The organism is Enterobacter sp. R4-368 (genome assembly GCF_000410515.1).
Classification (GTDB): domain Bacteria; phylum Pseudomonadota; class Gammaproteobacteria; order Enterobacterales; family Enterobacteriaceae; genus Kosakonia.
Map to the genome: position 1 here is coordinate 2,352,198 of NC_021500.1, position 26,744 is coordinate 2,378,941.

General features: G+C 49.1%; 29 protein-coding genes. 12 read left to right on the plus strand and 17 right to left on the minus strand.

Annotated features, from left to right (window positions below; all coding sequences use genetic code 11):
- Positions 1-10: 10 nt before the first annotated feature.
- The 12 genes from H650_RS10995 to H650_RS11045 all read right to left on the minus strand — a co-directional run bounded on the left by H650_RS10995 (position 11) and on the right by H650_RS11045 (position 8,235).
- Positions 11-2,035: a hypothetical protein gene (locus H650_RS10995; RefSeq protein WP_044489492.1), complete on the minus strand. Its 2,025-nt coding sequence runs from the start codon at positions 2,033-2,035 to the stop codon at positions 11-13.
- A gap of 1 nt (position 2,036) precedes the next feature.
- Entirely contained in the window at positions 2,037-2,501 is a 465-nt protein-coding gene (locus tag H650_RS11000; RefSeq protein WP_020455340.1) for a hypothetical protein, read from the minus strand.
- 13 nt (positions 2,502-2,514) lie between these two features.
- Positions 2,515-3,627, minus strand: coding sequence for a hypothetical protein (locus H650_RS11005; protein WP_020455341.1), 1,113 nt, complete (start codon positions 3,625-3,627; stop codon positions 2,515-2,517).
- 9 nt (positions 3,628-3,636) lie between these two features.
- The gene (locus H650_RS11010) at positions 3,637-3,849 is read right to left on the minus strand and encodes a hypothetical protein (RefSeq protein WP_044489493.1); all 213 of its coding nucleotides are present in this window, start codon (positions 3,847-3,849) and stop codon (positions 3,637-3,639) included.
- 110 nt (positions 3,850-3,959) lie between these two features.
- Entirely contained in the window at positions 3,960-6,188 is a 2,229-nt protein-coding gene (locus H650_RS11015; RefSeq protein WP_020455343.1) for a replication endonuclease, read from the minus strand.
- Positions 6,185-6,460, minus strand: coding sequence for a DUF3850 domain-containing protein (locus H650_RS11020; protein ID WP_020455344.1), 276 nt, complete (start codon positions 6,458-6,460; stop codon positions 6,185-6,187). Before H650_RS11020 ends, H650_RS11015 begins: the two co-directional genes overlap by 4 nt.
- Positions 6,457-6,681 (minus strand): TraR/DksA family transcriptional regulator, encoded by a 225-nt coding sequence (locus H650_RS11025; RefSeq protein WP_020455345.1) that lies wholly within the window; start codon positions 6,679-6,681, stop codon positions 6,457-6,459. The genes H650_RS11020 and H650_RS11025 overlap by 4 nt, the downstream gene beginning before the upstream one ends.
- Positions 6,681-6,908, minus strand: a complete 228-nt coding sequence (locus H650_RS11030; protein ID WP_020455346.1) for a DUF2732 domain-containing protein — start codon at positions 6,906-6,908, stop codon at positions 6,681-6,683. Before H650_RS11030 ends, H650_RS11025 begins: the two co-directional genes overlap by 1 nt.
- A gap of 67 nt (positions 6,909-6,975) precedes the next feature.
- On the minus strand, positions 6,976-7,314 hold the full coding sequence (locus tag H650_RS11035) for a DUF5347 domain-containing protein (protein ID WP_020455347.1): 339 nt from the start codon (positions 7,312-7,314) through the stop codon (positions 6,976-6,978).
- On the minus strand, positions 7,278-7,466 hold the full coding sequence (locus tag H650_RS24530) for a phage filamentation protein Fil family protein (RefSeq protein ID WP_020455348.1): 189 nt from the start codon (positions 7,464-7,466) through the stop codon (positions 7,278-7,280). Before H650_RS24530 ends, H650_RS11035 begins: the two co-directional genes overlap by 37 nt.
- Before the next feature lie 7 nt (positions 7,467-7,473).
- Positions 7,474-7,983 (minus strand): phage regulatory CII family protein, encoded by a 510-nt coding sequence (locus H650_RS11040; RefSeq protein WP_020455349.1) that lies wholly within the window; start codon positions 7,981-7,983, stop codon positions 7,474-7,476.
- Between the two features lie 30 nt (positions 7,984-8,013).
- A complete protein-coding gene (locus H650_RS11045) occupies positions 8,014-8,235 on the minus strand; it encodes a hypothetical protein (protein ID WP_020455350.1) in 222 nt (73 codons plus the stop codon).
- A gap of 134 nt (positions 8,236-8,369) precedes the next feature.
- Here H650_RS11045 and H650_RS11050 point away from each other — a divergent pair, with 134 nt between their 5' ends.
- From H650_RS11050 to H650_RS11090, 10 genes are all read left to right on the plus strand, one after another.
- Positions 8,370-8,951, plus strand: a complete 582-nt coding sequence (locus tag H650_RS11050) for a phage repressor protein CI (RefSeq protein WP_020455351.1) — start codon at positions 8,370-8,372, stop codon at positions 8,949-8,951.
- Between the two features lie 14 nt (positions 8,952-8,965).
- Positions 8,966-9,535, plus strand: coding sequence for a PH domain-containing protein (locus H650_RS11055; RefSeq protein ID WP_020455352.1), 570 nt, complete (start codon positions 8,966-8,968; stop codon positions 9,533-9,535).
- 4 nt (positions 9,536-9,539) lie between these two features.
- Positions 9,540-10,562 (plus strand): phage integrase, encoded by a 1,023-nt coding sequence (locus H650_RS11060; protein ID WP_020455353.1) that lies wholly within the window; start codon positions 9,540-9,542, stop codon positions 10,560-10,562.
- Entirely contained in the window at positions 10,559-11,290 is a 732-nt protein-coding gene (locus H650_RS25735) for a hypothetical protein (protein WP_189660105.1), read from the plus strand. Before H650_RS11060 ends, H650_RS25735 begins: the two co-directional genes overlap by 4 nt.
- Before the next feature lie 476 nt (positions 11,291-11,766).
- A complete protein-coding gene (locus H650_RS11065; protein ID WP_020455354.1) occupies positions 11,767-12,135 on the plus strand; it encodes an STY0301 family protein in 369 nt (122 codons plus the stop codon).
- A gap of 388 nt (positions 12,136-12,523) precedes the next feature.
- The gene (locus tag H650_RS11070; protein ID WP_020455355.1) at positions 12,524-13,636 is read left to right on the plus strand and encodes an FIST N-terminal domain-containing protein; all 1,113 of its coding nucleotides are present in this window, start codon (positions 12,524-12,526) and stop codon (positions 13,634-13,636) included.
- Between the two features lie 5 nt (positions 13,637-13,641).
- Positions 13,642-14,751 carry a sensor histidine kinase gene (locus tag H650_RS11075; protein ID WP_020455356.1) on the plus strand — a complete coding sequence of 370 codons (1,110 nt, stop codon included), beginning with the start codon at positions 13,642-13,644 and terminating at the stop codon, positions 14,749-14,751.
- On the plus strand, positions 14,742-15,836 hold the full coding sequence (locus H650_RS11080) for an HDOD domain-containing protein (protein ID WP_020455357.1): 1,095 nt from the start codon (positions 14,742-14,744) through the stop codon (positions 15,834-15,836). Before H650_RS11075 ends, H650_RS11080 begins: the two co-directional genes overlap by 10 nt.
- Positions 15,829-16,971 carry a response regulator gene (locus H650_RS11085; protein ID WP_020455358.1) on the plus strand — a complete coding sequence of 381 codons (1,143 nt, stop codon included), beginning with the start codon at positions 15,829-15,831 and terminating at the stop codon, positions 16,969-16,971. The genes H650_RS11080 and H650_RS11085 overlap by 8 nt, the downstream gene beginning before the upstream one ends.
- 267 nt (positions 16,972-17,238) lie before the next feature.
- Positions 17,239-18,408 carry a DNA repair ATPase gene (locus H650_RS11090; RefSeq protein WP_020455359.1) on the plus strand — a complete coding sequence of 390 codons (1,170 nt, stop codon included), beginning with the start codon at positions 17,239-17,241 and terminating at the stop codon, positions 18,406-18,408.
- Positions 18,409-18,444: 36 nt separating this feature from the next.
- Here the strand turns inward: H650_RS11090 and H650_RS11095 are convergent, their stop codons facing one another.
- Positions 18,445-19,218 carry a siderophore-interacting protein gene (locus tag H650_RS11095; RefSeq protein WP_189660118.1) on the minus strand — a complete coding sequence of 258 codons (774 nt, stop codon included), beginning with the start codon at positions 19,216-19,218 and terminating at the stop codon, positions 18,445-18,447.
- A 236-nt stretch (positions 19,219-19,454) separates the two neighbouring features.
- On the opposite strand from H650_RS11095, the gene H650_RS11100 reads away from it, so the two are divergent.
- Positions 19,455-19,976: a PadR family transcriptional regulator gene (locus H650_RS11100; protein WP_020455361.1), complete on the plus strand. Its 522-nt coding sequence runs from the start codon at positions 19,455-19,457 to the stop codon at positions 19,974-19,976.
- Here the strand turns inward: H650_RS11100 and H650_RS11105 are convergent.
- Entirely contained in the window at positions 19,973-21,535 is a 1,563-nt protein-coding gene (locus tag H650_RS11105) for a methyl-accepting chemotaxis protein (RefSeq protein WP_020455362.1), read from the minus strand. The genes H650_RS11100 and H650_RS11105 overlap by 4 nt on opposite strands.
- A 444-nt stretch (positions 21,536-21,979) precedes the next feature.
- Entirely contained in the window at positions 21,980-23,500 is a 1,521-nt protein-coding gene (locus H650_RS11110) for a methyl-accepting chemotaxis protein (protein ID WP_020455363.1), read from the minus strand.
- Between the two features lie 432 nt (positions 23,501-23,932).
- On the opposite strand from H650_RS11110, the gene ygjG reads away from it, so the two are divergent.
- Positions 23,933-25,312, plus strand: a complete 1,380-nt coding sequence (gene ygjG, locus H650_RS11115) for a putrescine aminotransferase (protein ID WP_189660106.1) — start codon at positions 23,933-23,935, stop codon at positions 25,310-25,312.
- A gap of 184 nt (positions 25,313-25,496) precedes the next feature.
- On the opposite strand, the gene lsrG is transcribed toward ygjG, so the two are convergent.
- Both lsrG and lsrF read right to left on the minus strand, forming a co-directional pair.
- Positions 25,497-25,790: a (4S)-4-hydroxy-5-phosphonooxypentane-2,3-dione isomerase gene (lsrG, locus tag H650_RS11120; protein WP_020455365.1), complete on the minus strand. Its 294-nt coding sequence runs from the start codon at positions 25,788-25,790 to the stop codon at positions 25,497-25,499.
- Positions 25,787-26,674: a 3-hydroxy-5-phosphonooxypentane-2,4-dione thiolase gene (gene lsrF, locus H650_RS11125; protein ID WP_020455366.1), complete on the minus strand. Its 888-nt coding sequence runs from the start codon at positions 26,672-26,674 to the stop codon at positions 25,787-25,789. The genes lsrG and lsrF overlap by 4 nt, the downstream gene beginning before the upstream one ends.
- Between the last annotated feature and the right edge of the window lie 70 nt (positions 26,675-26,744).

A 26,744-nucleotide genomic window follows, 5' to 3' on the forward strand; every position in this document is an offset into this window, starting at 1 on the left:
CAAAGTAAAATTACAACTTCCTTATCACTTTTCCGTCAATTTCATTAAAGGATACAATTGTATATTCATAGCCATTTAAAGCTTCAACTAAGACATTCTCATCTTCAGACGTGGCAAAGATAATCTGTCCACTGACTTTTGTAGTTTCTGCTGCATCTCTGAGCAACTCAGCAAAACTGACCTTTTTTGCTTCTTGCTGTCTCGGCTCATCGAAAATGAGAACTCCGGGGTGATTAGTAGCAAAGTGTTGACCAACAGTGAACAAGCTAATCAAATATCCCCAAATTATTCTGATACCATCACTAGCAGATGTATCGAATCCAATATCATAGCCCTCCCTCGTTGGCAGGTAATTATCTTCAGATATCTCAACAAGTTCCGCATCAAAACTATCGAATTTATATTTCTTTAACCTCCCGACGAGGCCAGAATTCAAGAGATGTAATTTTGACACATCATTTTTTGATAGTATCCTTTGTGGCAATGATTTCTTATCAGCCATTAGCTTTTTAAATTTCTTGTGTAATTCATCCAATTCAAGACGAATATTGGTTATATCCCTAACCGCTTCATCAATTTCATCAATGCCATTCTCCAGATTAATTTTATGACGTAGATACTCTTCTTGAAGAGCAAGAGAAGGATAATCAGTTTTTTTAAGTTTGTTAATCTCAACTTTTAAAGCAGCTATTGCCGATTCAATTTTACTTTGTTCAGCTTCTTTAAACTTCAACTGATTGCTACAATCTAACAAAACAAAGTCAAAAGCCTTTATCTGCTCTTTAATAAAGCTCAAGCTACTTTCATATGTCATAAGATTCTCTTGCGATGAAAAATCTAAGAGATTATCATTATATTGAGCGCCGCAAGTTGGGCATTCATTACTTAGTAATTTAGTGGATTCATAAACACTAGAATCTGAAATTTTCTTCAAATCCTCATATTTTCTTTTATCGTCCAAAAGGTTTGCCAACCTTTTATTTGTTGAAAATATCTGATAATTTATATAGCTCTTATGGTCACTGATTTCCTGCAAAGTTAGTTCTAAACGATGAATCTCATCAACTTTTGAACTTATTGAGTTAACAACATTTAACTGCAATTCAGCATCATCAACCTGCTCAAAATTTTGAGCATTCATCGCTTTCAGTTCGCTAGCATAAACAGCCCGTAGGTCTGTTAATGATTTAATATGATCGTTTTCTTTTATAACCAGATCTATTTTATAATGATCAAACTTCACTTCAGGTTGTTCTGGAATACCTGTCACAACTGATGAAACTTTTGAAGCAATTGTTTCTGCATTTCGTTTAATGATTTTCCATTGATAAATGATTTCATCAATACTATTTTTTATAGCGCTTCTCTTAAGTATATTTTCATTAACATCAAGAGCCATTAAAAATTCAAGTGATCTTTTTTTAACTTCTTTAATACCAAATTGAGTTGGTATTGTGGCCATTATCGATGACCAACCTTTCTTTTGTTCAACAAACCATGAGGAGAATAATACTGATGGGTAAAGAGGAGTCTCTTTACCGTTGTGATTGGGAACCAGAGGTAAATCCCAACCTAAAAAGACAGTTAGCCATTTATAAAACCCCATATCTCTGTCAGTATCACCTTCTCGATGAAGAAAGTAAGAACCTCTTTTTTCTTTTCCATTAGAATGAGTTTCATCGATATAAATAATATTGTCACTTTCAAACCCAACAATATTTCTCTTCAAAGATGCAGTCACACCATTGCTATTTTTTATTTGTAAAATAACAAAAGATGAGATGACATTTATTTCTCGACCATCAATTGTCGTTAACACCTTTGTTAGAGATGGAGGAAACGGAATTTTGGCTCCCCCCATTCCCAATGCTTTCTCCATGCCTAGCGCATATGCTATTGCATTCATACATGTTGATTTACCATGTGAATTTTCCATGCGCAATAAAAACAAGCCTTTAGAAAATGGAATAGTAACTCCGTATCGGCCATCAGTAGTATTTACAACAATATCCAACGAAACAATTTCTAATGACATATTATCCTACCTGGAATATTTTATTAATATTAGTTTCGGACAATCCTTTTTTAAGCTTATGGAGTTTAAAAGATTCATCCTTGAATACATCAAGTGCTATTAAGTTAGCTGCACATAGTTCGCCCTTTTCAACTATTTTATATTTGTCATTATCTCTAATTATAAATCCTTCGGCCAACATTAACTCAAGGGCGCGATCGAGTGTAGGATCCATGCGAACCTCAGGTTTAAGACTTTCCTTGTTTAAAATCCAAAACTCAAGGCTGGCTATATTTTGATCTGACTTCAAAACCCAATTAACAACATGCATTTTTTTTAACGAGCAGCAGCCAGAACGACCAAGTATAGAAAGTATCAATAAAATTAAACTACAACGCCACAACGGCCTCATATCACAAGGTAAGTGTTCAGGCCTTTTAGTAAAGGTGAACGGTTTCCCAACTATTTCTTCTATGGTTATATGCATATCTTTTTCCACCTTAAAAGTCTAATGGGCATCGTATCAACCAGTCTGAAATAACACCCCATGTAATTTTCTCGAGATCCGCTTGTTTAAATGTTGGAACTTCATCTTCAATACATTTTTTTAAAGTTTCAATTTGATCTTTCATTATTCCTGATGGCTGGGCATTAGATGGAGCAAGCATAAAAATCCCAACCAAATTATCTTCTCTCTGCTGAATACATTTATAAACAATCTCGTAAATATCAACCCAGTTTTGCTTTAGCGTGTCTAATAGATTCTGATAATCAAGGTATTTTTGAATTAGAAAGTTTCTCATTTGCTCTTGTCTTGAAATGGAATCTTGGATCTTAGGTAATTTTAAATTCAACTTTTCGAGAAAAGAACTATTACTGCTGATAAACTCAATTGCTCCATCAACGGTTGTGTCATCTAAATTTAGACTTAATTGGTATGAGTCTCTACGAAGCAGAAAAGCTTCTTGAGAATAGTTTTCCTCAGTTTGAACAATAATTTGAAAATCGTCAGCCACATACGGCAGACCTAACTGACGAACCTCGAGAGATTTTTTTGTACAGTATAGGCTTAACTTTGCAGATTTATTATAAGGAGTCGCTAAAACCCAGCGACTTATTTTTAATGTTCCAAATAGTTTCTCTAACTCTTTTACATTATCTATAGAGAATTTTTGGATATCATTATAAATTTTACTTCGCTGTGCTTTATAAAGTTTATCAATATCACTCGACTGTTCCGGCAAATAACACTGAAAAACATGCCCATCTAAAGTATAGCATTCAAGGCCAAAATCTCCGCCATGTGAATCAGGCAAGTCACAGCAATTCGCGGGCTTATAATGTAGCCAAATAATGCTCTTAAAGAACGATTCCCATGCTTTGGGGTCGCTATGAGGGTCAATGTGCATTTCCAAGTCCGTTGAAAAAATTTTCCTCCAGTATAACCTCTTGTTCTTTATGGAGTAAATATAACCGCGCAAAAAATAGGCATCGATTAAATTGACTTTGATCGTATGCCCATAGCTCAACATCAGACTGTTAGAGCCAAAATGTTTTTTAACTTTTGAATGGAAAAATGCGCTGAAATGCCGCGTAAGAGCCTGATTTAACATATTATAGCCTCATTTATTTTTCCACCATTCAGTGTTCAAAATCGGAGATGTGGAAAAAGCTACTGAAAACCCATGATTTTTAATTAGATTCTCTTTAGCAATCTCAGCAATTAATCCTAAAGCAATTTCCCTGTCTTTTTCTTGGCTTGCGCCTTCAGTCGCCAGTCGAGCTATAAGCTCAACCCGTTCAAGCATCACTAATTCGCTTAGTCCTCTGTTCACATCACCTCCTCACGAGAACACTGTATAAACATACAGTATCATGTAATGATAAGAATTGGGAAGAAAAAATAAAAAATGTCTACCATGTATGTGCATGATATCGATGGATATTAATGCCCTGTGACTTTAGCCTTTATTCGCAATATCGCTACACGATCAAGGATTTCTCTGGCTTTTTTCTGGTATGAAGGAGCCGCAGCATATAGTTCTCCTTTCGCCGTTCCGCGTAACCATTTGCCATCAAAACAACTCTTACCACCCTCCATCAAGTGCAGGGCTTCGCCCCGGCAGATGGTGATGCCGGTTGTCAGATGTATCTTATCGATAGTTTTCGCTATAGCTGCATTTTGCTCGTCCGTTCCGTGGATAAAATTGCGGCGCTCGGTCGACTTTTTATCCCTTAACCGGTTCGTTAGCTGCCGTCGCTGATATCGATTAAGTGGTTTTGATAAATCCAGCTCCGGTGGATCGCTCTCGCTCCCCGTACAGTTATTGACAGAACTCCGAGAGGGCGCGGTCGCGCCCTTAAGGTCAACGGCCAGATCAAAGGCGCGTTTCGGGACAATCTTCCACTGAGTGAGGCGGGTCAGAATCGGTGAACCTGTGCCGACTGTAGCGTCGTACACGCCACGAATGCAGACAGTCTCCTCGCCGTACTGGTTGAACTCAGCGCGAGACTCATAGAGCGTGCGTACCTGCAAATCATCACGACGGACAAACGCGCCGCCCTGCGCGTTGACATAGCCCGCCCAATCACCGGCGTCAGCGGCATCGTGTACGGCAGCAAATTCCACGCTAAGACCGTGGGCGGTTTCGGTGTCAGCCAGTCGACGCAATTCGCGGTAGACCGTTACCGGCGCGCCACCGATAAACTGAAATTGCCGGATATGCCAGCGAGCAGCCCAGGCTGAAACAGCGGGAGCAGTCTCTTTCAATAATTCGCCGCTTTCGTCATCTTTCTCACCATCAAGCGCATAGCCGTCAATATTCTTGGAAATGTATTTAGCAACGTACCCCGTTGCGCTCCCTTTCTCCGCGTCGATAGCCTCGGCGTGAAAACGGGCTTTTCTGGCTTTATCGCTGCTGAGCTCGTTCTCATCTTCTTGCCACGCATAATCACGAATAACCTTGCGAACGCGCTCGACATCTTCCGGCAGCATAAACATCAACATGTGCCAGTGCGGCGTTGCATCGTGATGTGGCTCAGCGACGCGGATGCCAAAAATACGGATTTCTTCGCGGTGAAGTTTGGCGCGGATGCGCGCCCAGAGAGAGGTTAAATAATTCTGCGTATCGGACGGGCTCGCACCGTTCCATTTGTGATTACGGTAGCCCGCTTTAGTTGTGGCGTGATATTTCGACGGTGCGGTCAGCGTATAAAATTCACCGACATAACCAAGCTCATTACAGATATTTTCGAACCCACGAATGCGGGTCATCAGCTCGCAGCGGCGAATGGCCGGATTAGCAACCGACCCGTCGTATTTTTCAATGAGACTAATGCGGTTGCCGTCTTCGTCTTCCAGCTCCAGACCTTTCAGAAATTCGCGGGTTCGGCGCTTTTGCTCACGCCAGTCTGTCACGCATGATTTGCTGGCATAGGCGTGTTTTTTCTTGCTGACGTTGCCAACGGCAATTTGCAGATGTTCGCGCCAGGCAGATGCGACACAGCGCAAGCGACCACGCCACCATGTTTCATTAAACATGCGCATCACTGCCGGTGCGATCTCGTCCTGGCCGACATATTTGCCTGTAACGCGCTCCCAGTGCGGCGGAGTGACGTTGAACTGCATCGAAATCATACCGGCGCGCATGTACCAGCGATAAAGCGTCTTGAGTTCTCCGGCATCGGAATCGTCATGATTCGCCAGCTCACCACGAATAAAATTCGCGATGTCGGCGGCAAGGAGGTCAATGTCAGCTTTCGACATATCCGGGAGCCGGTTAAACCGCGCCACCATATTCACCAGGCGTGAGGCCAGATATTGCAACACGCCGGTATCAAAATGGCCGTTAAAAATGGCGGCAGATACATCGTGATTAATGCCGGTGGACTTATATTTTTTTGCGACCAGCTCAAGGCGCGGCAATGCTTTTTTGCAGAAGCTGATTAAAAAGGCATTGGCTCGCTGGCTGTCGTGATGTTGTTCCAGAGTGGCGGCGGTGCGGTACACGTCATAACGGACGCATTCAGGCTGAAGCGATAACGCCTTACGCGCATGCAGCAACGCCGCAATCATATGATCGCGGCGATGCTGTTCGGCGTAGGTCAGATAAGGGCTGGCGATGGCTGACCGTGGTGAGTTCCACGGCCAGGCATAGGTTACGTTTACCGTCATGTTGCGCTGGCCTGGCGGCGCTCAATGCTTAACATCACATATCCCGGCGCCCATTCGCTGACATCAGTGATATGGGTAATCCGCACGAAAATAAAAGCACCTGTAAACCCGACAAGATTTGCATCATGTTCGGACTCGCCATATTCATTGAGATAGAGCGAATCCCCGACCGCGAAATCACGGTCGGCGCGACGAAACTCCGCTTTTTTAATACCTAGAAGAACATCCCGAAAATGTTCAGGTCGTATCCTGAGTTGGTGCGTCGTGCTCATATCGCCCCCCTGTAATGCTTATTTTTGAGTTCAAGCATTTGCTGACAGGTCACGCAAAGCGTTACGCCATAAATCGCCATGCGACGGGCTTCCGGGATTGGGGCTTCACACTCTTCGCAGATAAAACGCGATGGCGCGCTTATACGGCTGCGTGCGTTGTTGATATGGCGCTCGCGTTCTTCCTGCTCGCGCTGTTGGATGTGATCCATTGCGTCGGCCATCAGTGAAGCTCCTGAGATTCGTTTTCGTAGCGAACGGCTTCAAGGCGCAGCAGTTCCGCCGCTTCTTTACCGCTCAGGCCTTTTTTAGTGATATGGATAGCCAGCGCCTCAAGACGGATAGACACGGCTAAAGCGCGGTCTCGGCGCTCTTCGTTTTTGGCTTTATTAAGCAAGCTGACCAGTACATCGTTATCAGCTTCAAAATTGCGGGTTTCGATATTTTGCATTTTGCTTTCTCCTGAATTTGGGCAAAGAAATGCCCGGCGGGTTTACGCCATTAAATTTCTGTTGGTATTAATTCGGCATGGTTAGCCGTTTGGGAAATAAGCTCACGACTGCGCGAAAATGGTTCATTGCTGAAATAAGCGCTTTTTTCTCGTCAGTAGTCAGCTCATTTAATTTGAGCCCGTGACGAGCTGCCGGTATTTTTGCCAGAAAGAAAATAGCGGCCAGTGCGCGCTCGTTGTCTTCATGCTGTGGGTCGCGTGTATCGCGCATATTCGCGACGAATTGCTCGACCTCTTTCCAGCTATCACCCCAGAAACGCCCGCGTATTTCGGCGATATGATTCAGGCCGGCCATGCGCGCGCCAGTGCTCAGCGGAACCGTTGCGGAAACAGCTTCGATAGCCATACAGCCCCCTTGAAAGAAACAGGCTTTGCCTGAGTTTGTGAGCGCACCGGATGCCAGCGCTTACCGTTCTCGCCGACAATCCAGCCGTGTCCGTAATGCATGGCAGGGCTTTGCTTAACGAGCAAAGACGCGAATGAAGGTTCGTTATTCATCCTCACCTCACATCAGGCCAAATGACGCGCCGAGACCGCTGACGGTATCGACGACACTGGACATTGCCGGGTTAGCCTGGAGGCGCGCTTGTAGTGCCAGAGCTGTCAACGAAAGCATGCGTATACCAGAATTCACACTCTCGACCATACTGTGCTTCCTTGCCGGGGTGAGACGTTCAGAGGAAACAGCACCGCCAGCCAGATCGCCAAGCTCAGTCATAGCGCGCATGACATAGGTTTGTAATTTATCTTTTGCCAGTTCGTTGACCGGTACACAGGGTAAGCAGTGAAGCATCGCCAGAAAGCCGTCAACCAGCGCCGAGTCTTCTGTAAGATCGGTAAGTAGCCAAATTTCCGGCGGTGTGAGGTGGTGAGGCTGCTCCGGGTTGAGCTTATTGCGCAGAGTCTGGACATTCATCCCCGCGCGCTCAGCCAGTTTCGCCATGTTGTGACGCTGCGCGAAAGCCCGGCACGCTTCGTCATAGTGTGGATGTTTGGAAACCTGAAAATTAAACATGATTCGCCTCAATCAAATTGATACGCTGATTTACGCATTAAGCGAAATATCACATCCGCTTAACGCTTGAACGGTTAGCGCTGCCATGTTGATTTCTATCAGTGCCTTCTTATGCTTACCCTTAGGCTTGATAGGCAATTTTCCATATTCAATAAGGTTCTTAGCGGTTTCCTTATTGGTTCCAGTACGGCGACAGTACTCATCTAAAGGCAGATAAGGCTCCGGGATGACAATTGTAATACTAGGTCGCATAGTGCAAACTCCCTGTTTGGCCGATAAGGCAATATCGGCTTATATGAGGCATTATCTAACATAGAGGCTAGGTTAATTAGATAAATTCTAAATGTCAATTTCATTTAGATAATGTCTAATTACCTTGAGATTGGATGGCAAGATTTCGTATTGACCCAGATACTGACAGCGCGCCAGTGCTGGATCGGGTGATTGAAGCGTATGGCTTCACACAAAAAATGCAGCTTGCGGAACATTTAGACATGGCTGCGAGTTCTCTTTCCTCACGCTATAAACGCGGAGGCTTACCAGCGGATATCATGCTTAAATGCATGGCAGAAACGGGCGTAACGCTCGAATGGTTGGCTACCGGCAATGGCAAAAAGTTTGATAATGAAGAGTTAGATATTCTAAAAATGCCGCGAACAAAAATCGTGGATGGCCAACTCTATGACTCAGGCATGCTCATGCTTGATAAAGCCTTATTCGTGCAAGGTAAACCAATCCCTCAAAACGCTGTTTGCATTCTGGACGGCATGAGCCAGTACATCGTTGAACAAAGCTTCACTGAGGTTTACGACGATGAATGGTTAGTAGAAATTGAGGGGAAAACTAGCATTAGACTGCTCACCCGCATTCCAGTGAAAAAAGTACGGGTTAGCGGTGTAGGTGCAGCATTTGATTGTTCTATTGATGATATAAAAATCATAGGACGTGTTGTATTAACTATTAAATAGCTCAAGGATTAGGCATGTTAGATTACAAAACAGCATCAAAAGATCAGCTCAAAGCAGAAATGAAACGCCTTGCCGCCGTCGTTTCTGATACTTCATTTGGTACAAAAAAAGAATTTTTTCACCTTCCTCAAATTCTGGGAACAAATGAAATCCCGCTAGCAATCGCTAGCGGTTCAATGGATGGCAATACATGGCTAATCACTCTTACAAATCAGAGGGTGATTTTCCTGGATAAGGGAATGTTTTACGGCGTGAAACAGGTGGATGTAAATCTGGAAAATATTGTTAGTGTTGGCGGGAAAACTGGTCTTGTACTTGGGGAAATAACAATCTCAACAACAGGGCAAAACTACACCATTAAAAACGTTCCTAAATACGCAGTGGTTCCCTTCACTAATTTAGTGAACGAGACCAGAAATCTCTATGCCTCCAGTCAACAAGCAAGCTCCGTTCAACAAGCGAATAACTCATCATCCTTTGATAACGTGATGGATAAAATTGAAAGGCTGGCGGAGATGAAGGAAGAAGGGATTTTGACCGAGGAAGAGTTCCAACAACAAAAACAACGTATTCTTAACCCTTAAAATTATGCCGGTTAGAAAACTTTCAAACGGTCAATGGATTGCTGATTTCTATACCATTGACCGAAGCAACGGTAAAGAAGGCAAGCGCGTTCGCAAAAAGTTTGCAACTAAAGGCGAAGCGCTAGCTTTTGAAAATTACACGCTTCAGAAAATCGATGATTCACCCTGGCTTGGAGACGGTGAAGATAAGCGACGCCTGACGGATTTGGTTCACCTCTGGTTTGATCGGCACGGCATCACGCTTCGTGACGGTGAGAAGCGCAAAAAATCTATGCTTTGGGCGGCTGAATGCATGGGCTCCCCCCTTGCTTCTGAGTTTAGTGCCCAGCTTTTTGCGGCGTACCGGGCTAAACGGCTTGATGGTCATTTCGCTCGTACAAAGCGAATCAGCAAAGTTTCGCCACGGACAATGAATCTTGAGCTCGCTTATTTTTTAGCAGTGTTCAATGAGCTTAAACGCCTGGGCGAATGGTCAGCGCCAAACCCCCTCGAAAATGTCAGGCATTTTCGTACCGATGAAAGCGAGATGGCATATCTTACAGGTGAACAAATCGATCAGCTTTTGCAAGAGTGTCGTAACAGTTCAGCCAAAGATTTAGAGATGGTCGTTAAAATCTGCCTTGCTACAGGTGCGAGGTGGAGCGAAGCGGAAACTCTTAAGAAGTCGCAAATATCGGCTGGAAAAGTGACATTCGTTAAAACAAAAGGTAAAAGAAACCGCACTATCCCCTTACATCCATCCTTAATTGCTGAGCTACCCAAAAAGAACGGAGCACTCTTTACCCCCTGCTACTACGCATTCAGGAACGCACTTGAACGGGCGGAAATCGGTCTTCCTTCGGGTCAGTTAACACACGTCTTACGTCATACCTTTGCGAGCCATTTTATGATGAATGGTGGAAACATTCTGGTTCTTCAAAAAATCTTGGGTCATACCGATATAAAAATGACAATGCGTTACGCGCATTTTGCTCCAAATCATTTAGAAGAAGCTGTAACATTAAATCCTTTAGCGAGGAAGCAATGAATATAAAATTTAATTTTGCATCTTGGGCAACTATCTCTACATACGCCATTGGAAACGGAATTCTTTATTCTTGGTCATTTTGGAGTGTATTCAATATAAATATATTGCAATTCGTTTCAGCTTATGACCTGCTTCCATCTGTGCTTTTTGTTTTAGCTATTCCACTGATTTTGTATATATCTTATTTCTTTTTCTCTACATTATTCCTTGATCCTTCTGAAAAATTTACCGAAATTTATAACGATACATCTCGACCACAATGGTTAAGACGATGCATCCTCGCCGCAGTAATTTTAACTTACTTAGCTGGGATTGTTAGTTTGATATATCTTTATAATATCACTGAAGGGTATTTCAGAACGACAGTAATAGTACTCGCGATTTCACTTCTTGTTTCATTTATTCTAATTAAAAAAAACAAAACAATCCTTTCTGAATTTGGTAGCCTCAGAAGACCTTTAGTTTATTTTATCATTATCACACCTATATTTATATATACATTCGCATCATTCAAAGCAGCGAATATAATAAATGGTGCTGAAACATTTTATGTTTCCTCTGACTCCCCATGTACTCAAAATACAAATACTCGTTACAGGTATATATCCAGCATATCGGATACAGCCTTTGCTATGTCCACAGAAGATAATTCATTATGTATATTTAAGTTTAAATATCTCAAACTTGTTCCGGAGTATGGAAACTTCGTTCTAAAGATGAAGCCCTGAACCCAAAAAAGTGTCGCAAAAGTGTCGCGCCAGCATAGACTTATTGACCTATATTGCCTCATATTGACTTAATAACACATTGAAAAATAAATAAGTTATTGTTTTTCGGTTGTCGTTAATGGAACTCATAATCGCTTGGTCGTTGGTTCAAACCCAACAGGGGCCACCAAATTTTAGATTTAAAATCATATAATTAAGCCACTTCGATTGAAGTGGCTTTTTTGTTTCTGGATTCTGGCGAGTCGCCAAAATGGCGGCTGATGTTAAATAAATACCAAAAACTTCCGCCAAAAAAGCCTGGGGTAATCATGCCGATAGGTTCTCTCATCCGGCTATATATCTAGGGCAGGATGTTACAGTCAGTTTCTCGCAGAACATTACCTCTGGTAAAAAAGTGGCTGCACTTTATCATCCTGTCAGCAAACGTATAATTCGTGTTCATCATGCATCACACACGGCAAACAACGGGGATAATTATGAAGCTGTGGAATAAACGTACTCTTTTCACTTTAGCCGTGTTGTCGTTAGCCAGAATTGCGCAGGCAGAAAGCATTCAGTGCCCGCAATTCCCCTCCCTGACGATGAAACAACATGCCCTGACGGATGCCAGCTTGTTTGTCGGGCCGCCAAAAGAACAGGTCGAACTCATGCCGGATACGGATAAAGACACTGCCTGGACCCTGGCAGATTATCAGGACGAAGCAAGGCAGCATAAGACATCGCTCTACGTTGTTTGCCGGTATAAAAATACGCTGCAAACTGTCGAATTGGTGGTTCCGGCAACGGCGCAGAAATGCTCGGCCTCATATGACCAGCACAATAATCTGATCGCCCATTGCCAATAATCCCGCTACAGTAAGCGAGGAATGAAATAGTGGCGTTCGAAATGAGCTAAGCGCTGATTTTTTGAATAATTGCCCCCGCACGCCACAGCATATCGACCTGACTCGTGGCACCGAATAACCTAATCAGCAAGTTTCTCATCTCTTCGATGTGCAACTTCTGCGCTTAAAAAGTTAATCCTTCAGCCGCGTCTATACCGGCAGAAATGCGCGGAATTTACCGTACCGATGCAAAAAGAAAAGCGAAGTAAAAAGCCTGTCAAATTATCAACCTGCCGATTTGATATTTACTCACCCACCTCCTAATCTTCCTTCATCAGACCAATGAGCAATGCATTGGGCCATGCTACCGCAGAGGCGAAAACCGCTGCACAGAGTGGGAGAATTTGCCGTGAGTTTCCAGCCCAGATATGCCAGCAGTGAATCTCCTGATCCGGTCGAAGCCGTTGCCCAGTTTGCCGCCCAAATCGGTCATGATGATGTTGAAACCATCCTTTTCTTTTGCTCTCCGGATTACGATCTGGAGGTGTTAGGCCGCGAATTAAAAAACACCTTCTCCTGCCCCTGCATCGGTTGTACCTCTTCCGGTCATATTGGCACTGAAGGCTTTCAGCATTCTGGGCTGCTGGGTCTCGGGCTGAGCGATGGTTTTCACGCCCGCGCGTTTATCATTCATCCTCTGCTTGAATACACCTCGGTCATTACGGATATCGCAGAAACCATTCGCCGCGACAGCGAAGAGAGACCAAACCTGCATCGTTTTGGTCTGCTGCTGGTGGATGGTCTGTCGATGGCCGAAGAGCGGCTGGTGGCAAACCTTTATCAACAGATTGGTAATGTACCCCTCATTGGCGGCTCTGCCGGTGACGATCTGCGTTTCGAAAAAAGCTTTATTTATGATGGCGATGGTCATTTTATCTCTGACGCTGCCGTTTTCGCGGTTATCGAAACCAGTTCACCGGTCGCCACGTTTAAGATCCAGCATTTTGTACCCAGCGATGTTGAGCTGGTTATCACCGAGGCGGACGCGGAAAAACGGCTCATTATGGAGATCAACGGTGAACCTGCCGCGCAGATCTATGCCGAATCCCTTGGTCTTACCGTCGATGAATTGACACCAACTGTCTTTTCCCGCAACCCGCTGGTGCTCTCTTTCGGCGATGAGCCTTACGTCCGTTCCATTCAGAAAATGAACGACGATCTCTCGCTTACCTGTTATTGCGCTATCGAAGAGGGGCTGATCGTCTCGATCGGCAAAGCGGAAGATCCGATCCAGACGTTTAGCCAGGCGTTTGAAAAAGTGCACGAGACGATCCCCAATCCTGCCGTCATCATCGGCTGCGATTGTATCCTGCGCCGTCTCCAGTTCGAAAAAGAGGGGCTGGAACAGCAGATCGGTGAAATCATGGTGCAGAACCGGGTGGTAGGGTTTTCAACCTACGGTGAGCAGTACAACGGGTTGCATGTCAACCAGACATTTACCGGTGTCGCCATTGGAGGGTAAATATCATGTCGCTCTTTTCCGAAGCCTCTACCCCGCCTCTTTCCCCTGCTGACTACGAGCGCAAACTCGCAGCCAGGGATAAAACCATTGATGTGCTGAAACGCCGCATCGCCCAGGAAGCCCGGCACAGTCACGCCACACCATTTGCCATTCTCGAACAAAATGTCGGGCTTGAGAAAGTGGTCGCGCGTAAGACAATGGAACTCGAAAACGAACGGCATGAGCTGGAAAAGGCGCTGGCCGAGCTGCGTCTGGCGCAGACCCAGCTACTTCAGGCGCAAAAAATGGAGTCTATCGGTCAGCTCGCCGCCGGTATCGCCCACGAAATCAACACCCCGACGCAGTATGTTGCCGATAATGTCGGCTTCATCAAAGGTGCTACGGACTCGCTGCTAAAACTGCTGAATGCCGCCCTCGCGCTCGCGGACGTTGCGCGCGAAAAAATGGCCGATGATCCGGTAATGGCAGAGTTCGATACGACGCTCAAACGCACAAAAATTGATTTTCTGCGTCGACAAATTCCAGGCGCGCTGGACGAGTCTCTGGAGGGGCTTGAGCATATTGCGCGGATTGTCGCCGCGATGAAGGAGTTTTCCCACCCTTCGAAGAATGTGAAAGAGCGGATAGATGTGCGCGATGTGATTAATACCACGGTCACGGTGGCCCGCAACGAATGGAAATATGTGGCGGAGCTCGAAACTAACATCGCCGACAACTTACCGCAGCTCCCCTGCCTGCGTGACATGGTCGGCCAGGCCATTCTCAACTTGGTGGTCAATGCCGCCCACGCCATTGCGGATACCCTGCAGGAAGGAGTGAAAGAGAAAGGCCGCATCGTTATTTCAGCATTACAGAACGGCGACTATTTAGAAATCCGCGTCCAGGATGATGGCAGTGGCATACCCGCAGCGATCCGCGACCGCATTTTCGATCCGTTCTTCACCACTAAAGCGGTGGGTAAAGGGACTGGACAAGGCTTAGCGATTGTCTACTCCACCGTGGTGGACAAACATAATGGGAAGATTCGCTGCGAGTCAGAAGAAGGCGTGGGTTCCACGTTTATCCTGCAATTTCCGCTCCATTGCCGCGACGAGGATGAGCCTGCATGCAAGTGATGTTCGTTGATGACGAAAGCCGGGTGCTTTCAGGCATTGAGCGCGCCATCATGTTGCAAGATATCGACTGGGAGTGCCGCTTCGCCAACAGCGGCCCTGAAGCGCTGACCATGCTGGAAGACACACCGGCGGATGTCGTGGTCTCTGATATGCGTATGCCCTTTATGGATGGCGCAGAGTTACTGGCGCAGGTGCGCAACCGCTGGCCGGGTACGATACGTATCATTTTATCCGGCTACTCAGAACCCGGTGCCACCCAGCGTATGCTGGAAGTTGCACATCGATTTGTCTCGAAACCCTGCGACAGCGCGACGTTAATAGCGATAATTGAAAGCGCGCTTTCTCTGCGCACCATGTTCAACGATCCGACGGTGCTCGACATGGTCGGTCGAATCAATCAGTTGCCCGCCGCACCGAAGGTGTTCACTGACGTTCAACATCTTCTCAATAACCCAGAGAGCGATACCCGGCAGATTGCCGAATTGCTGGGCAGCGACCCGGCGCTGAGCGCCAAAATCATGCAGCTTGCGAACTCAGCCTGGTTCAACAGAGGTTCGCCGATCCACGATATCGGTAGCGCTATTACGCTTCTCGGCATGGATCAGGTGAAATTGCTGGTGCTGGCATCACACTGTTTTACCGATGCGAAAAGGGATCCTTTGGTCAGCGAATTACGCCGGGTCTCTCTTCTTGCCTCTTCACTCGCCGCCCGCATGACGGGCCATCAGGGGCTGGAATCCACCGCCGCGCTACTCGCGAATATTGCGAAGCTGATCCCCGAAATGAGCGAGATCGGTAGCGAAACAACCACATGTAATGCTATTCCCATGCATTCAGCAGTGGGCGCTTACCTGCTGGCAGTGTGGGGATTACCGCTGGAGATTGTCGAAATAGTGGCGGAGCAGGCCAAGCCCTCACGTTTCGCACATGATGCATTCGGAGCGTCTGGTGTGGTGCATGTCGCTGTGGCGTTGGCCAACAACAGCCCCCCCGATCGCGATTATCTTGAAAAAGCAGGCGTGCTTGACCAGCTCCCCTTATGGCAACAGATGCTCGCTAACCTACAGGACACACTTCATGACTGATACCGCCTTGCCCAGGGTGTTGTGCGTAGATGATGAACCTAACGTGCTCGCCGCGATGGAACGAAACCTGTTTGGCGAATTTGATGTGGTGGTGGCCCCAGGCGGCGAAGCCGCTCTGGACGCTGTTCGTTGGGGAGAGCGCTTTGCGGTAATCATGTCCGACATGCGCATGCCCGGCATGGATGGCGCCACCTTTCTGGCAAAAGCGCGGGAACTCTCGCCCGATAGCGTGCGGATCCTGCTTACCGGGCAGGCCGATGTAGAGTCCTCTATCGCCGCCATCAATAAAGGCGCCATTTTCCGCTATCTCTGCAAACCGTGTCCGAAAGAAGAACTGGTCGCGGCGCTTAATGACGCTGTGCGCCAGTATCGTCTCGTCTGCGCAGAAAAAGAGCTGCTGGCAACCACCCTTACCGCTTCGGTCAAAACGCTGACGGAAGTGCTTGCCATGGTCGCACCGTGGGCGTTTCAGCGGGCGGCGTTCGCCCAATCTTGCGTTCGCCACGCGCTGCCGAAGCTGGAGTGGCCAGATGAGTGGATTTACACGATTGCCGCGTCATTAAGCCAAATTGGCTGTGTTGGTATTCCCGCCGATATCGTTCAGGCCGATGCCGCTCAGCGCAAACTCTCCGAGGAGGAGAAAAAACTGCTGCTGGGGCATCCCGACGTCGCGGGAAAGCTGGTGGAAAATATTCCCCGTCTTGAACTGGTCGCCGGGATCATTCGCCACCAGGCAAAAGAGCCGGCGACGAATGTGCCGCTTGAGGTTTTACGCGGTGCCCATCTGCTGCGCGCAGCCCTTGAGCTGGAGCGACATGCGGCGCGGGGATGGAGCCTGGAGCGGCCATGGGAAATTTTACGGGCGGCGCACCCACCGTTACCTGAATACATCATTAAATCCCTGTCAGATTTCCGCTCCAATGTGACCGGCGTGCGCTCTGCGCGTATACGCGAGCTGATGCCGGGTTGGGTGGTAGACGAAGATATCCGCACCACCAATGGCTTAATGGTGCTGACCAAAGGGCACGAATTGACCGACACGGCGATCTCGGCATTACAACGCTTGCTCGCGGCTAATGCCATTGAGGAACCCATCCGGGTTCGCGGGCTGCCAGACAGCACCGCATCGGCATGATCGGTACGCGATTGGGAGAGTAATCGCGTCGTTATGTTGCAGAGAGGTAAATCGTTGCAGGCGAGGCAAACACCCCGCCATAAAGCAATTTTTTGCTCATTTCGCGGCAAAAAGGCGCCATAAACGCAATTTTCACGGAAAGACTAACGCATTGAAATATGTCCCATGTAATATGGCTCCGGGCTATTGCGAGATTTGCATCCATGGTCCAGATTTGATGAATTAACAACTCCCTTTAACACACTCAACGCGCTTTGACGAAACGCCATGAACAAACCTATAAAACGGCTTGAAATCATCAAATACGCCATTGAACTGGAGGATGACGGCATCATCCTCAGCCAGCTTCCTTTACTCAAAAATGAAGTTACGGACCCGGAGTTAGCGTTTATCGTTCACGCACTTGAAGAGAAAAATTACAGCGAAGCGATGCGCGCCATCACCGTCTGGCTGCAAAACCAGCGCTCAGTGGTCAGCTGGCAGGATCCGCAAGTGGCCGCCAGCAAGCTGGAACTGAAAGCGCTGGAAGAGCAAATGCGCGAACTCATTGATAAACGTAATGCGCGTATCCAGTTGCTGGATGAATTCAACGATCTCTACTTAACTCGCCTTGGGCCACTGATGTCGCAAATTTTGCGGCTGCGTAAAACGCTGGCCGAAGCGGCGGTGCGCCGCCAGGAAGCGGAAGCGCGCCGTCGCGAGGCGGATTATCTGCGCTGCCAGAAATACCTGTCGCAAGCCGTGGACGTTTTAGTGACCTTGACGCAACGCTGGCAGAGCATGCCACCGCACTCATTACAGGCGGCGGAAGCGCGCAAGCATCTGCAACAACAAAGCGAGCTGATTGCCTCGCTGCTCGCCGAAGCGCAGGAACTGGAGCGCGGCCTCACGCGGGAGGAAGAGCCCACGCGCCAGGCGCGCGACGAAGCGCGTCAGGAGTATGAAAGCTACCAGGAGCAGCAGCACGACGCGGAAAAACGCTTTAGCTTCGAGCAGAAGATGAGCGAAGACGAACGTCATGAGCTAAAACGCCTGTGGCGCCAGGCCAGTAAGCTCTGCCACCCGGACCTGGTGGATAATGAACTGAAAAACGACGCTCACAGCATGATGGTGCAGCTTAACCAGGCGCGCCAGCGTGGCGATCTGAGCGCCATCCGCTCGATTTTGACCCGTCTGCAAAAAGGGCTGGAGCCATTAATGGCGAGCGATCGTCTCAACGATCTGCAGCGTCTGCGCCAGCGCATTGTTGAAGTCAAACAGCATATTGCCAGCCTGATTGAAGAGCTGGCGACGCTGGAAAAAGAGGAATCCTGGCAGTTGATCTCCACGCTTGGCGACAGGGAAACCTACTTCCGCCAGCAGGAGAAAGCGCTGGCCGAGATCCGCCAGACGCTGGAGCAGCAGGTCAGCGAAGCCGAGTACGACGAAGTGGCCTGAGCGCAACAAGCCCGGTAATCGTACCGGGCTTTGTGTTTATTTCTTGTGCCAGTAGGCTTGCGCACGCACCAGTTGTTGATCGATGTTGGCAGATTCAAAGCGATCCATCAGCGATTTCACTACCTCCCCTTCCCCGGTCAGCCAGATAAAATAGTCGTTTTCCGGCACGCTTATCGCCGCCAGTTTGTCGGCAACGGCCTGCGGGTGATGCCCCGCCACCCACTGAATATCAAAGCCGTTTATATCCGCGAAATAATCTTGATAAGCAACATCCGCAATGCTCACCACCGCTGTGACCTGCGGGCGTGCAGCAAGCTGGCTGAGCGCTTCAAGACGGCGGCGCAGCGCCGGCATACCGGATTCATCGCACACATATAACTGCCAGGCGTAATCTTCCGGCACCACCAGCGAACCGCGTGGCCCGCCAATAGTCAATTTATCGCCCACCTGCGCCTGCATCGCCCAGCGACTCGCTACGCCGCCGTCGTGAATATAGAAATCCAGTGCCAGTTCGTGGCGGCTGGCATCGTACAGCGGCGTATAGTCGCGGGAAGCCGGGCGCGGGCCATCGCCCCAGACGATACCTTCATCGGTCACGACTGGCGGTACAAAGGGCGTACCCGGCTGCGGGAAGAAGACTTTACTGTGATCGTCAAAGCCGCGGGAGGTGAAGCCATCCAGTTGCTCGCCGCCGAGCACAATGCGCTGGAAGCCCGCACCTGGGCGTTCGACGCGCAAAACAGTTAACTCGCGAAAGCGCAGCTCATTGCGCACGCGCTGGGGATAGCGTTGAGAGTGGGTTGTCATAATCGGCCTTCGTGAACGTGAATACGATATATCTAAATGTTGTGCAAATGATAATGATTGTTGATTAGGCAGAAGGCAAGATCTTTTTAAGATATAGCCACACGAAAGCGCACCGGTTGCTAAATCAGGAAATAAAGTCATTAAAAATCATGCAATTAAATAAAAAACACCGTCAGTGTTGTTTAAGTTGGTTATTTTAGATATAAATTAGATATATCAAATTAAATGAGTAAGCAGCTATGCGTCATCATCACGTCAATACCGACAGGGAGCACCACCACGGACACGGCAGCCGACGCCAGCGCTTTTTCGGTCACGGCGAATTACGTCTGGTGATCCTGCATTTGCTCAGCCAAAACGCCAGCCACGGCTATGAGCTGATCAAAGCCATTGAAGCGCTGACGCAGGGCAACTACACACCCAGCCCTGGTGTGATTTATCCCACTCTGGATGCTCTGCAAGCGCAGCAGTTAATTACCGTTAGCGATGAAGAAAACGGACGCCGAATAATCGCCATTACGCCGCAGGGCACGGAGTGGCTGGCGGAAAATGCGCCATCGCTGGCACAGATTGAAGAGCGGATTAAAGCACGCAACGTTGGCTATCAACTGCGCAAAAACCCACAGATGAAACGGGCGCTGGAGAACTTTAAAGCGGTACTGGATTTACGGGTGAATCAGGGGGAAGTCAGCGCCACGCAGCTTAAACAGATAATCGGCATTATCGACCGCGCAGCGCTGGAGATTTCACAACTCGATTAAACTGCCTGTGGCACGTCGCGCAGGCGGAACACCTGCACCAGCTCGCGCAGATGTAACGCCTGATCGTTCAGCGCCGCTGCTGCTGCTACCGACTCTTCCACCAGGCTGGAGTTCTGCTGGGTGGTGGAGTCAATCAGGCCAATCGCGCTGTTAATCTGCGAAATACCATCGGTCTGCTCGCGGCTCGCCTGACCAATTTCGCGCAGGATAACATCCATCTCTTCCACATTACTGACCATACCGTTAATCAGCGCACTGGCTTTTTCGACCAGCGCCATGCCTTCACGAGTCTGGCTGGTAGAGCTTTCAATCAGATGGCGAATATCGTTGGCAGAGGAAGCGCTCTTCTGGGCTAACTGACGAACTTCACCCGCCACAACCGCAAAACCACGACCGTGTTCACCGGCGCGCGCCGCTTCGACCGCCGCGTTCAGCGCCAGAATGTTTGTCTGGAAGGCAATTGCGTCAATCAGGTTGATAATGTCGGACATACGATTGGACGTGTCGTTAATCACGCGCATCTTCTCGGTGACCTGCTTCATCATCTCGCCGTTGTTCTTCACGACCGTCGCCGCATCGGCAGAAAGGTGGGTCGCTTCGGAGGTGTGATCGGCGGTGTTTTTCACCGTCGCGGTGATCTGCTCCATGGACGCCGCCGTCTGCTCGACGGAGCTGGCCTGCTCTTCGGTACGCGCCGCCAGATCCTGGTTACCGGCCACAATCTGCGCCGCCGCGCTGGAAATACTCTCTGAGCCGTTTTGCACCTGATGAACGATCTCAACAAGACGGTTTTTCATCTCCATCAGCGCACGCAGCAGTACGCCGGTTTCATCGCGGTGGCGAGAATCGATGGTACGCGTCAAATCGCCATCGGCAATCGCTTCAGCAAAGGCAACCGCCTCACTCAGCGGGCGCGTGATCATCCGTACGATATACCAGCCAATCAGGCTGCCCATGCCGATGCTAGCAATCGCCAGCAGAATCAGCATCAGGCGGTTAGAACTGAAATCGTTCTGCACCTGCTCGCCCGCCGCACGCATTTGCCCATCCTGAATGGCGATCAGCGCCAGCACCCGCTCTTTATAAGCATTCTGGATGTTAATGGTTTTGGTCATCATCTCCTGAATCGCACCCGCGCGGTCGTTATTTTTAACGGCATCGAGAATGCGGAAACGTGAGTCGAGGTACTGCTGGCGCACGGTGCGGATGTCGGCGAGGATTTTCTGCGATTTATCATCACGCAGGTTTTTAGATAAATCCTCCAGCAGAGCGGTAATGTGGGAGCTTATCTCAGCAAGCTGCTTTTGCGACTCACCGGTCCATTTGCCGTCGCTATCCAGCAGCATCAGTTGCTGGGTGCTGACAAAGGTCTGGAAATTATCAATAAGCTGATTCGCTTTTACCGTGGTTGGGTAATCCTCATGCACAATCTCTTGCATTCCGTTATTCGCGCGGTTCAGGCTGAAGAGAGACAGACAGGAACTCACTACCATTAACGCAATAAAAAAGCCGAACGCCAGAAATAATTTCGTGCCGATTTTTACATCATGTAAAAACATATATTCTCCATGGGTTTGATTATTTTATTGACGAAAGTTCCGCGCCCTCACCCTAATGGCGCGCTTAAGTCCCTGGCGCAAATTAAAAGAATGCAGCCACTAGCCGTTATCGGTAACGTTAGCGCTAACTTTATGAGTTTGATCGTTTTTTTAGTTACTTAATGAACTTTCTGATAGCAATCAACTATTAATAATGATCAATCGATCGTTATATATACGAAAATAAAGATTAGCGCAGGGCATATTAATATCGCTACATCAGATTTAACTCTGCATAAAATAAGAGGCGCGAAAATATATTAATACTTCACAATGCGAACTGTGCTTAATATAAAATTAACAAAATATATATATCGCACTTACATGAAATGGCAGAAATCAAGCGCTTACCAATAAAAAACCACCAGCGCGCGGCCAGTGGTTTTTTAAGAGCAACGTAAACTGTTAGTGCAAAACGGCGACGGCATCCTGCAGGCGGGCGGCGCGATGTTTAACCATTGCCGAAACCGCCGCGCTCTCCTCTACCAAACCAGCGTTTTTCTGCGTGATGGCATCCAGTTCCGCCACTGCGCGCGTCAGTTCAGAAAGCCCGGTAGCCTGCTCCGATGTCGACTGGCTAATCTGGCCGATCAGCGCAGTGACGTTTTGTACCTGATTAACAATATCTTCCATCGTGCGGCCTGCGGCATGCACCTGGTCATAACCAGACTGCACTTTACTGGCACTGGCGTCGATCAGCTTACGAATATCATTCGCCGCGCTGGCGCTGCGGCTCGCCAGGTGGCGAACTTCACCCGCCACGACCGCAAACCCTTTGCCCTGCTCGCCTGCCCTGGCCGCTTCTACCGCGGCATTCAGCGCCAGGATATTGGTCTGGAAAGCGATGTCATTAATCAGCTTGGTAATAGAGCCGATACGCCCGGTGCTATCGGCAATCTCGTCCATGGTTTTCACCACCGTCTCCATCGCCTTACCGCCGTGCGTGGCGGCGCTACTGGCGGAGCTGGAGAGCTCGTCTGCCGCCGATGCTGTTTGCGAGTTGTTTTGTACCGATGCCGCCATCTGGCTCATGGTGGCAACCGTCTGCTGCACATTCACCACCGTCTGGCGCGTGCGTTCATTAAGATCTTCATTACCTTTCGCCAGCGTTTCACTGCCGCTACGCACACTGTGAACCTGGGTTGAAACGTCATTGATCAACCAACGGCACATCAGCCCCAGTTGCCCGATCGCCCGCAATGTCAGCCCCAACTCATCGCTGCGGTTCAACGGTTGCACGCTATTGCGTTCCCCGGTGGCCACACTCAGCGCCTGACGCGCCACGTTTTCCGCCGGGCGAACGATTTGCCACTCAAATGCCAGGCAGCCCAGCAACATCGCCAGCGTGCTCACCGCCAGCGCCAGGCCGCCTGCATCGGTGAACCATAATCCAGCAAATTGCGCAGCCCACAACAACGTCATGACGCTGCGCGCACGCCAGCGTAGCGGCATGCCCGCCAGTTTTCCCCACCAGTGCTTGCTAATGACCAGGCCTTTATAGACACGTTTGTTGCAGCGCCCTTCATTTAACGCTTTGTACAGCGGTTCAACGGCGGCGATCTCCTCATCTTTCGCCTCGGTGCGAATCGACATGTAGCCGGTGACTTTGCCGTTGCGCACCATCGGCACAGCATTGGCTCGCACCCAGTAATGATCGCCATTTTTACGCCGGTTTTTGACGATGCCGCTCCACGGCTCGCCCTGTTTCAGGGTGTACCACATATCGGCAAAAGCCGCTTTTGGCATATCCGGGTGGCGAACAAGATTGTGGGGCTGGCCGAGCAACTCGCTGTGGGAGTAGCCACTGGCATGGATAAACGCGTCGTTGGCGTGGGTGATGTAACTTTGCTGGTCAGTTGTCGACATCAGCGTGGTGTCATCCTCCAGCATAAAGCGCTGTTGGCTGACATAAGGAGGAGAAGACATGATTGCGTCCTATGCAGGTTATATTGCTGTTAAAAATTACTGCGAATGTTATTTCGGCGATAATGGGTTTATCTTTAGTTGTTAAATTTGATTTAGATCGCAATTTGCAATAAAACCCTGTTTTTCGTGGGCTCGTTAACCCTATGATTATTAATAATTTCGCAGCGTTACCATCACGATTCCCTCATGAGAATGCATCATTACCGCGCATTTATTGCACTATATTGGCGCAACTTAGCCATCTCTCCGTCCGCAATGAATGATTTTTAACCACAAAAGATACAAAATATTAACGGGACGGCATGATTAAATTTTGTGCGCCTTCATTTTCCCCTGGCATTTATCCCGATTTATGCTCCCCGCACCGAAGTGGCGTAATCCCTGCAATACTTAAATCGGTATCATGTGATACGCGAGTCCCTGGAGCCCATTTTGAACAGGTTACCTTCCAGCGCATCGGCATTAGCGTGCAGCGCTCACGCACTGAATCTCATTGAAAAGCGAACGCTCAACCATGAGGAGATGAAAGCATTAAACCGAGAGGTGGTGGATTACTTTAAAGAGCATGTCAATCCGGGGTTTTTAGAGTATCGAAAATCTGTTACCGCCGGCGGGGATTACGGAGCCGTAGAGTGGCAAGCTGGCAGTTTGAACACGCTTGTCGACACCCAGGGGCAGGAGTTTTTAGATTGTCTGGGTGGGTTTGGAATTTTCAATGTGGGGCACCGTAATCCAGTTGTGGTTTCCGCCGTACAGAATCAACTCGCAAAACAACCTCTGCATAGCCAGGAATTGCTCGACCCGTTACGCGCCATGCTGGCGAAAACACTGGCGGCACTGACGCCTGGCAAACTGAAATACAGCTTCTTTAGCAACAGCGGCACGGAGTCCGTCGAAGCGGCGCTAAAACTGGCGAAAGCCTACCAGTCACCGCGCGGTAAATTCACCTTTGTCGCCACCAGCGGCGCGTTCCACGGTAAATCGCTGGGCGCGTTGTCGGCAACGGCAAAATCGACCTTCCGCAAACCGTTTATGCCGCTGCTGCCGGGCTTTCGTCATGTACCGTTTGGCGACATCGACGCGATGCGTACGCTGCTTAGCGAATGCCGGAAAACCGGTGATGATGTCGCCGCCGTGATCCTGGAGCCGATCCAGGGGGAAGGTGGCGTGATCTTACCACCAGCCGGTTATCTGCCAGCGGTACGCAAGCTGTGCGATGAGTTTGGCGCGCTGCTGATTTTTGACGAAGTGCAAACCGGCATGGGGCGTACGGGCAAAATGTTCGCCTGCGAACACGAAAACGTGCAGCCAGACATCTTGTGCCTGGCGAAAGCGCTGGGCGGCGGCGTGATGCCGATTGGCGCGACTGTCGCTACCGAAGAGGTGTTCTCGGTGCTGTTTGATAACCCATTCCTGCACACCACCACCTTTGGCGGCAACCCGCTGGCTTGTGCGGCCGCGCTGGCGACCATCAATGTGCTGCTGGAAGAGAACCTGCCCGCTCAGGCGGAGCAGAAAGGCGACATGTTGCTGGACGGTTTCCGCGCGCTGGTGCGTCAATATCCGGATCTGGTGCAGGATGCGCGTGGTCGCGGGATGCTGATGGCAATTGAGTTTGTCGATAACGAAACGGGCTACAACTTTGCCAGTGAGATGTTCCGCCAGCGTGTGCTGGTTGCCGGAACGCTCAATAACGCGAAAACCATTCGTATCGAACCGCCGCTGACGCTGACGATTGAACAGTGTGAGCAGGTGCTAAAAGCAGCAGCTAATGCGCTGGCGGCCCTGCGTGTTTCTGAAGAACTGGCGTAAACAGACGCATAAAACCCTCTCCCGGCGGGAGAGGGTTTTTTATTGCTCACAGAAAATCCGGGATCATCAACACGCTCTGGTTTTCTGCCCTGCTGTCTTGCAATTTCACACTCTCGCAGAAATGTCTTTTGCAGGTGCGGTATGCGCTTTCAGGCGCAATCAATGCTGCCATGAAAGCGGATGTTTACTTCGGCAGTAAACCAATAAAGCTGCGTTTTTTGCGCGGCTCCGACATCAGTTCTTCCAGCTTCTCCACGCACGCCAGGTAGTGCGGTGTCTCCTTGTGCGCCTGGACCGCGGCGTCATCCTGATACGCTTCATAAATAAAAAAGCGGGTTTTCACTTTCGGATCCTGTAATACATCAAAACGCAGATTCCCCGGCTCGCGGATAGCGCCTTCGTGATTGGCACGAAAGACCTGTAAAAACTCATCTACTCTGTCCGGTTTGATATTGATTTCCACCAGCGTCACATTCATGGTTGCTCTCCTTGTTTTTCCTCCAGCCAGAACTGGTACGCCTCACGGGCGTGCATGTGCTCGTGTACCACTTTTTTCACCGCCTTGAGCATGGCGAGCGGCGCGCTGGACTGGAAAATGTTGCGCCCCATATCCACGCCCGACGCGCCCTGATCAATGGCGCGGAAGCACATCTCCAGCGCCTCCTGCTCGGGTAACTTTTTCCCGCCAGCAATCACGATCGGCACCGGGCAACTGGCGGTGACCTTTTCGAACCCCTCTTCCACAAAGTAGGTTTTCACAAACTGCGCGCCCATTTCGGCGGCGATACGGCTGGCCAGCGAAAAATAACGCGCATCGCGCGTCATCTCTTTACCCACTCCGGTCACTGCCATCGTTGGCACACCGTAGCGGTTGCCCGCGTCCACCAGCTTGATGATGTTATTAATCGACTGGTGTTCATGCTCACTGCCGATGTAGATTTGCGCCGCCACCGCACAGACGTTGAGCCGCAGCGCGTCTTCCATCGCCACCGCAACGCATTCGTTAGAAAGTTCTGCGAGGATTGAGTTGCCGCCAGAGGCGCGCAGCACCACCGGTTTATTGGTGGCGGGCGGCACCACACTGCGCAAAATGCCACGCGTACACATCAGCACATCGGTTTGCGCGAACAGCGGCGCAATCGATAGATCAATACGCTCAAGCCCGGTCGTCGGTCCCTGAAAATAGCCGTGATCGAAGGCCAGCATCACCGTGCGGTTACTCTGTGGGTTAAAGATCCTTGCCAGCCGCGATTGCATGCCCCAGTCCAGCGCACCGCAGCCCTTCAGGGTGAAAGGCACATTTTGCTGCGCGGTGCCCAGGCCAAAGTCTTTGCCATCTTTGATGTCATCTACATCCGCCATCCTGCCTCCCGCAAAAAGCTGTGATAGAACAAGTGATTTTGTGACTGATGAATGTTCAAAAGCGTAGGCG

What these genes read in the sequence shown, in the direction of transcription:
- H650_RS11005 (WP_020455341.1), bottom strand. Translation starts at nt 3,627, where the DNA reads ATGTTAAATCAGGCTCTTACGCGGCATTTCAGCGCATTTTTCCATTCA.
- H650_RS11105 (WP_020455362.1), bottom strand. Translation starts at nt 21,535, where the DNA reads ATGTTTTTACATGATGTAAAAATCGGCACGAAATTATTTCTGGCGTTC.
- H650_RS11090 (WP_020455359.1), top strand. Translation starts at nt 17,239, where the DNA reads ATGAACAAACCTATAAAACGGCTTGAAATCATCAAATACGCCATTGAA.
- H650_RS11065 (WP_020455354.1), top strand. Translation starts at nt 11,767, where the DNA reads ATGAAGCTGTGGAATAAACGTACTCTTTTCACTTTAGCCGTGTTGTCG.
- H650_RS11085 (WP_020455358.1), top strand. Translation starts at nt 15,829, where the DNA reads ATGACTGATACCGCCTTGCCCAGGGTGTTGTGCGTAGATGATGAACCT.
- H650_RS24530 (WP_020455348.1), bottom strand. Translation starts at nt 7,466, where the DNA reads ATGAATAACGAACCTTCATTCGCGTCTTTGCTCGTTAAGCAAAGCCCT.
- H650_RS11075 (WP_020455356.1), top strand. Translation starts at nt 13,642, where the DNA reads ATGTCGCTCTTTTCCGAAGCCTCTACCCCGCCTCTTTCCCCTGCTGAC.
- H650_RS11045 (WP_020455350.1), bottom strand. Translation starts at nt 8,235, where the DNA reads ATGCGACCTAGTATTACAATTGTCATCCCGGAGCCTTATCTGCCTTTA.
- H650_RS10995 (WP_044489492.1), bottom strand. Translation starts at nt 2,035, where the DNA reads ATGTCATTAGAAATTGTTTCGTTGGATATTGTTGTAAATACTACTGAT.
- H650_RS11100 (WP_020455361.1), top strand. Translation starts at nt 19,455, where the DNA reads ATGCGTCATCATCACGTCAATACCGACAGGGAGCACCACCACGGACAC.
- H650_RS11055 (WP_020455352.1), top strand. Translation starts at nt 8,966, where the DNA reads ATGTTAGATTACAAAACAGCATCAAAAGATCAGCTCAAAGCAGAAATG.
- H650_RS11080 (WP_020455357.1), top strand. Translation starts at nt 14,742, where the DNA reads ATGCAAGTGATGTTCGTTGATGACGAAAGCCGGGTGCTTTCAGGCATT.
- H650_RS11040 (WP_020455349.1), bottom strand. Translation starts at nt 7,983, where the DNA reads ATGTTTAATTTTCAGGTTTCCAAACATCCACACTATGACGAAGCGTGC.
- H650_RS11015 (WP_020455343.1), bottom strand. Translation starts at nt 6,188, where the DNA reads ATGACGGTAAACGTAACCTATGCCTGGCCGTGGAACTCACCACGGTCA.
- H650_RS11060 (WP_020455353.1), top strand. Translation starts at nt 9,540, where the DNA reads ATGCCGGTTAGAAAACTTTCAAACGGTCAATGGATTGCTGATTTCTAT.
- lsrG (WP_020455365.1), bottom strand. Translation starts at nt 25,790, where the DNA reads ATGAATGTGACGCTGGTGGAAATCAATATCAAACCGGACAGAGTAGAT.
- H650_RS25735 (WP_189660105.1), top strand. Translation starts at nt 10,559, where the DNA reads ATGAATATAAAATTTAATTTTGCATCTTGGGCAACTATCTCTACATAC.
- H650_RS11025 (WP_020455345.1), bottom strand. Translation starts at nt 6,681, where the DNA reads ATGGCCGACGCAATGGATCACATCCAACAGCGCGAGCAGGAAGAACGC.
- H650_RS11110 (WP_020455363.1), bottom strand. Translation starts at nt 23,500, where the DNA reads ATGTCTTCTCCTCCTTATGTCAGCCAACAGCGCTTTATGCTGGAGGAT.
- lsrF (WP_020455366.1), bottom strand. Translation starts at nt 26,674, where the DNA reads ATGGCGGATGTAGATGACATCAAAGATGGCAAAGACTTTGGCCTGGGC.
- H650_RS11030 (WP_020455346.1), bottom strand. Translation starts at nt 6,908, where the DNA reads ATGCAAAATATCGAAACCCGCAATTTTGAAGCTGATAACGATGTACTG.
- H650_RS11035 (WP_020455347.1), bottom strand. Translation starts at nt 7,314, where the DNA reads ATGGCTATCGAAGCTGTTTCCGCAACGGTTCCGCTGAGCACTGGCGCG.
- H650_RS11020 (WP_020455344.1), bottom strand. Translation starts at nt 6,460, where the DNA reads ATGAGCACGACGCACCAACTCAGGATACGACCTGAACATTTTCGGGAT.
- H650_RS11050 (WP_020455351.1), top strand. Translation starts at nt 8,370, where the DNA reads ATGGCAAGATTTCGTATTGACCCAGATACTGACAGCGCGCCAGTGCTG.
- H650_RS11000 (WP_020455340.1), bottom strand. Translation starts at nt 2,501, where the DNA reads ATGCATATAACCATAGAAGAAATAGTTGGGAAACCGTTCACCTTTACT.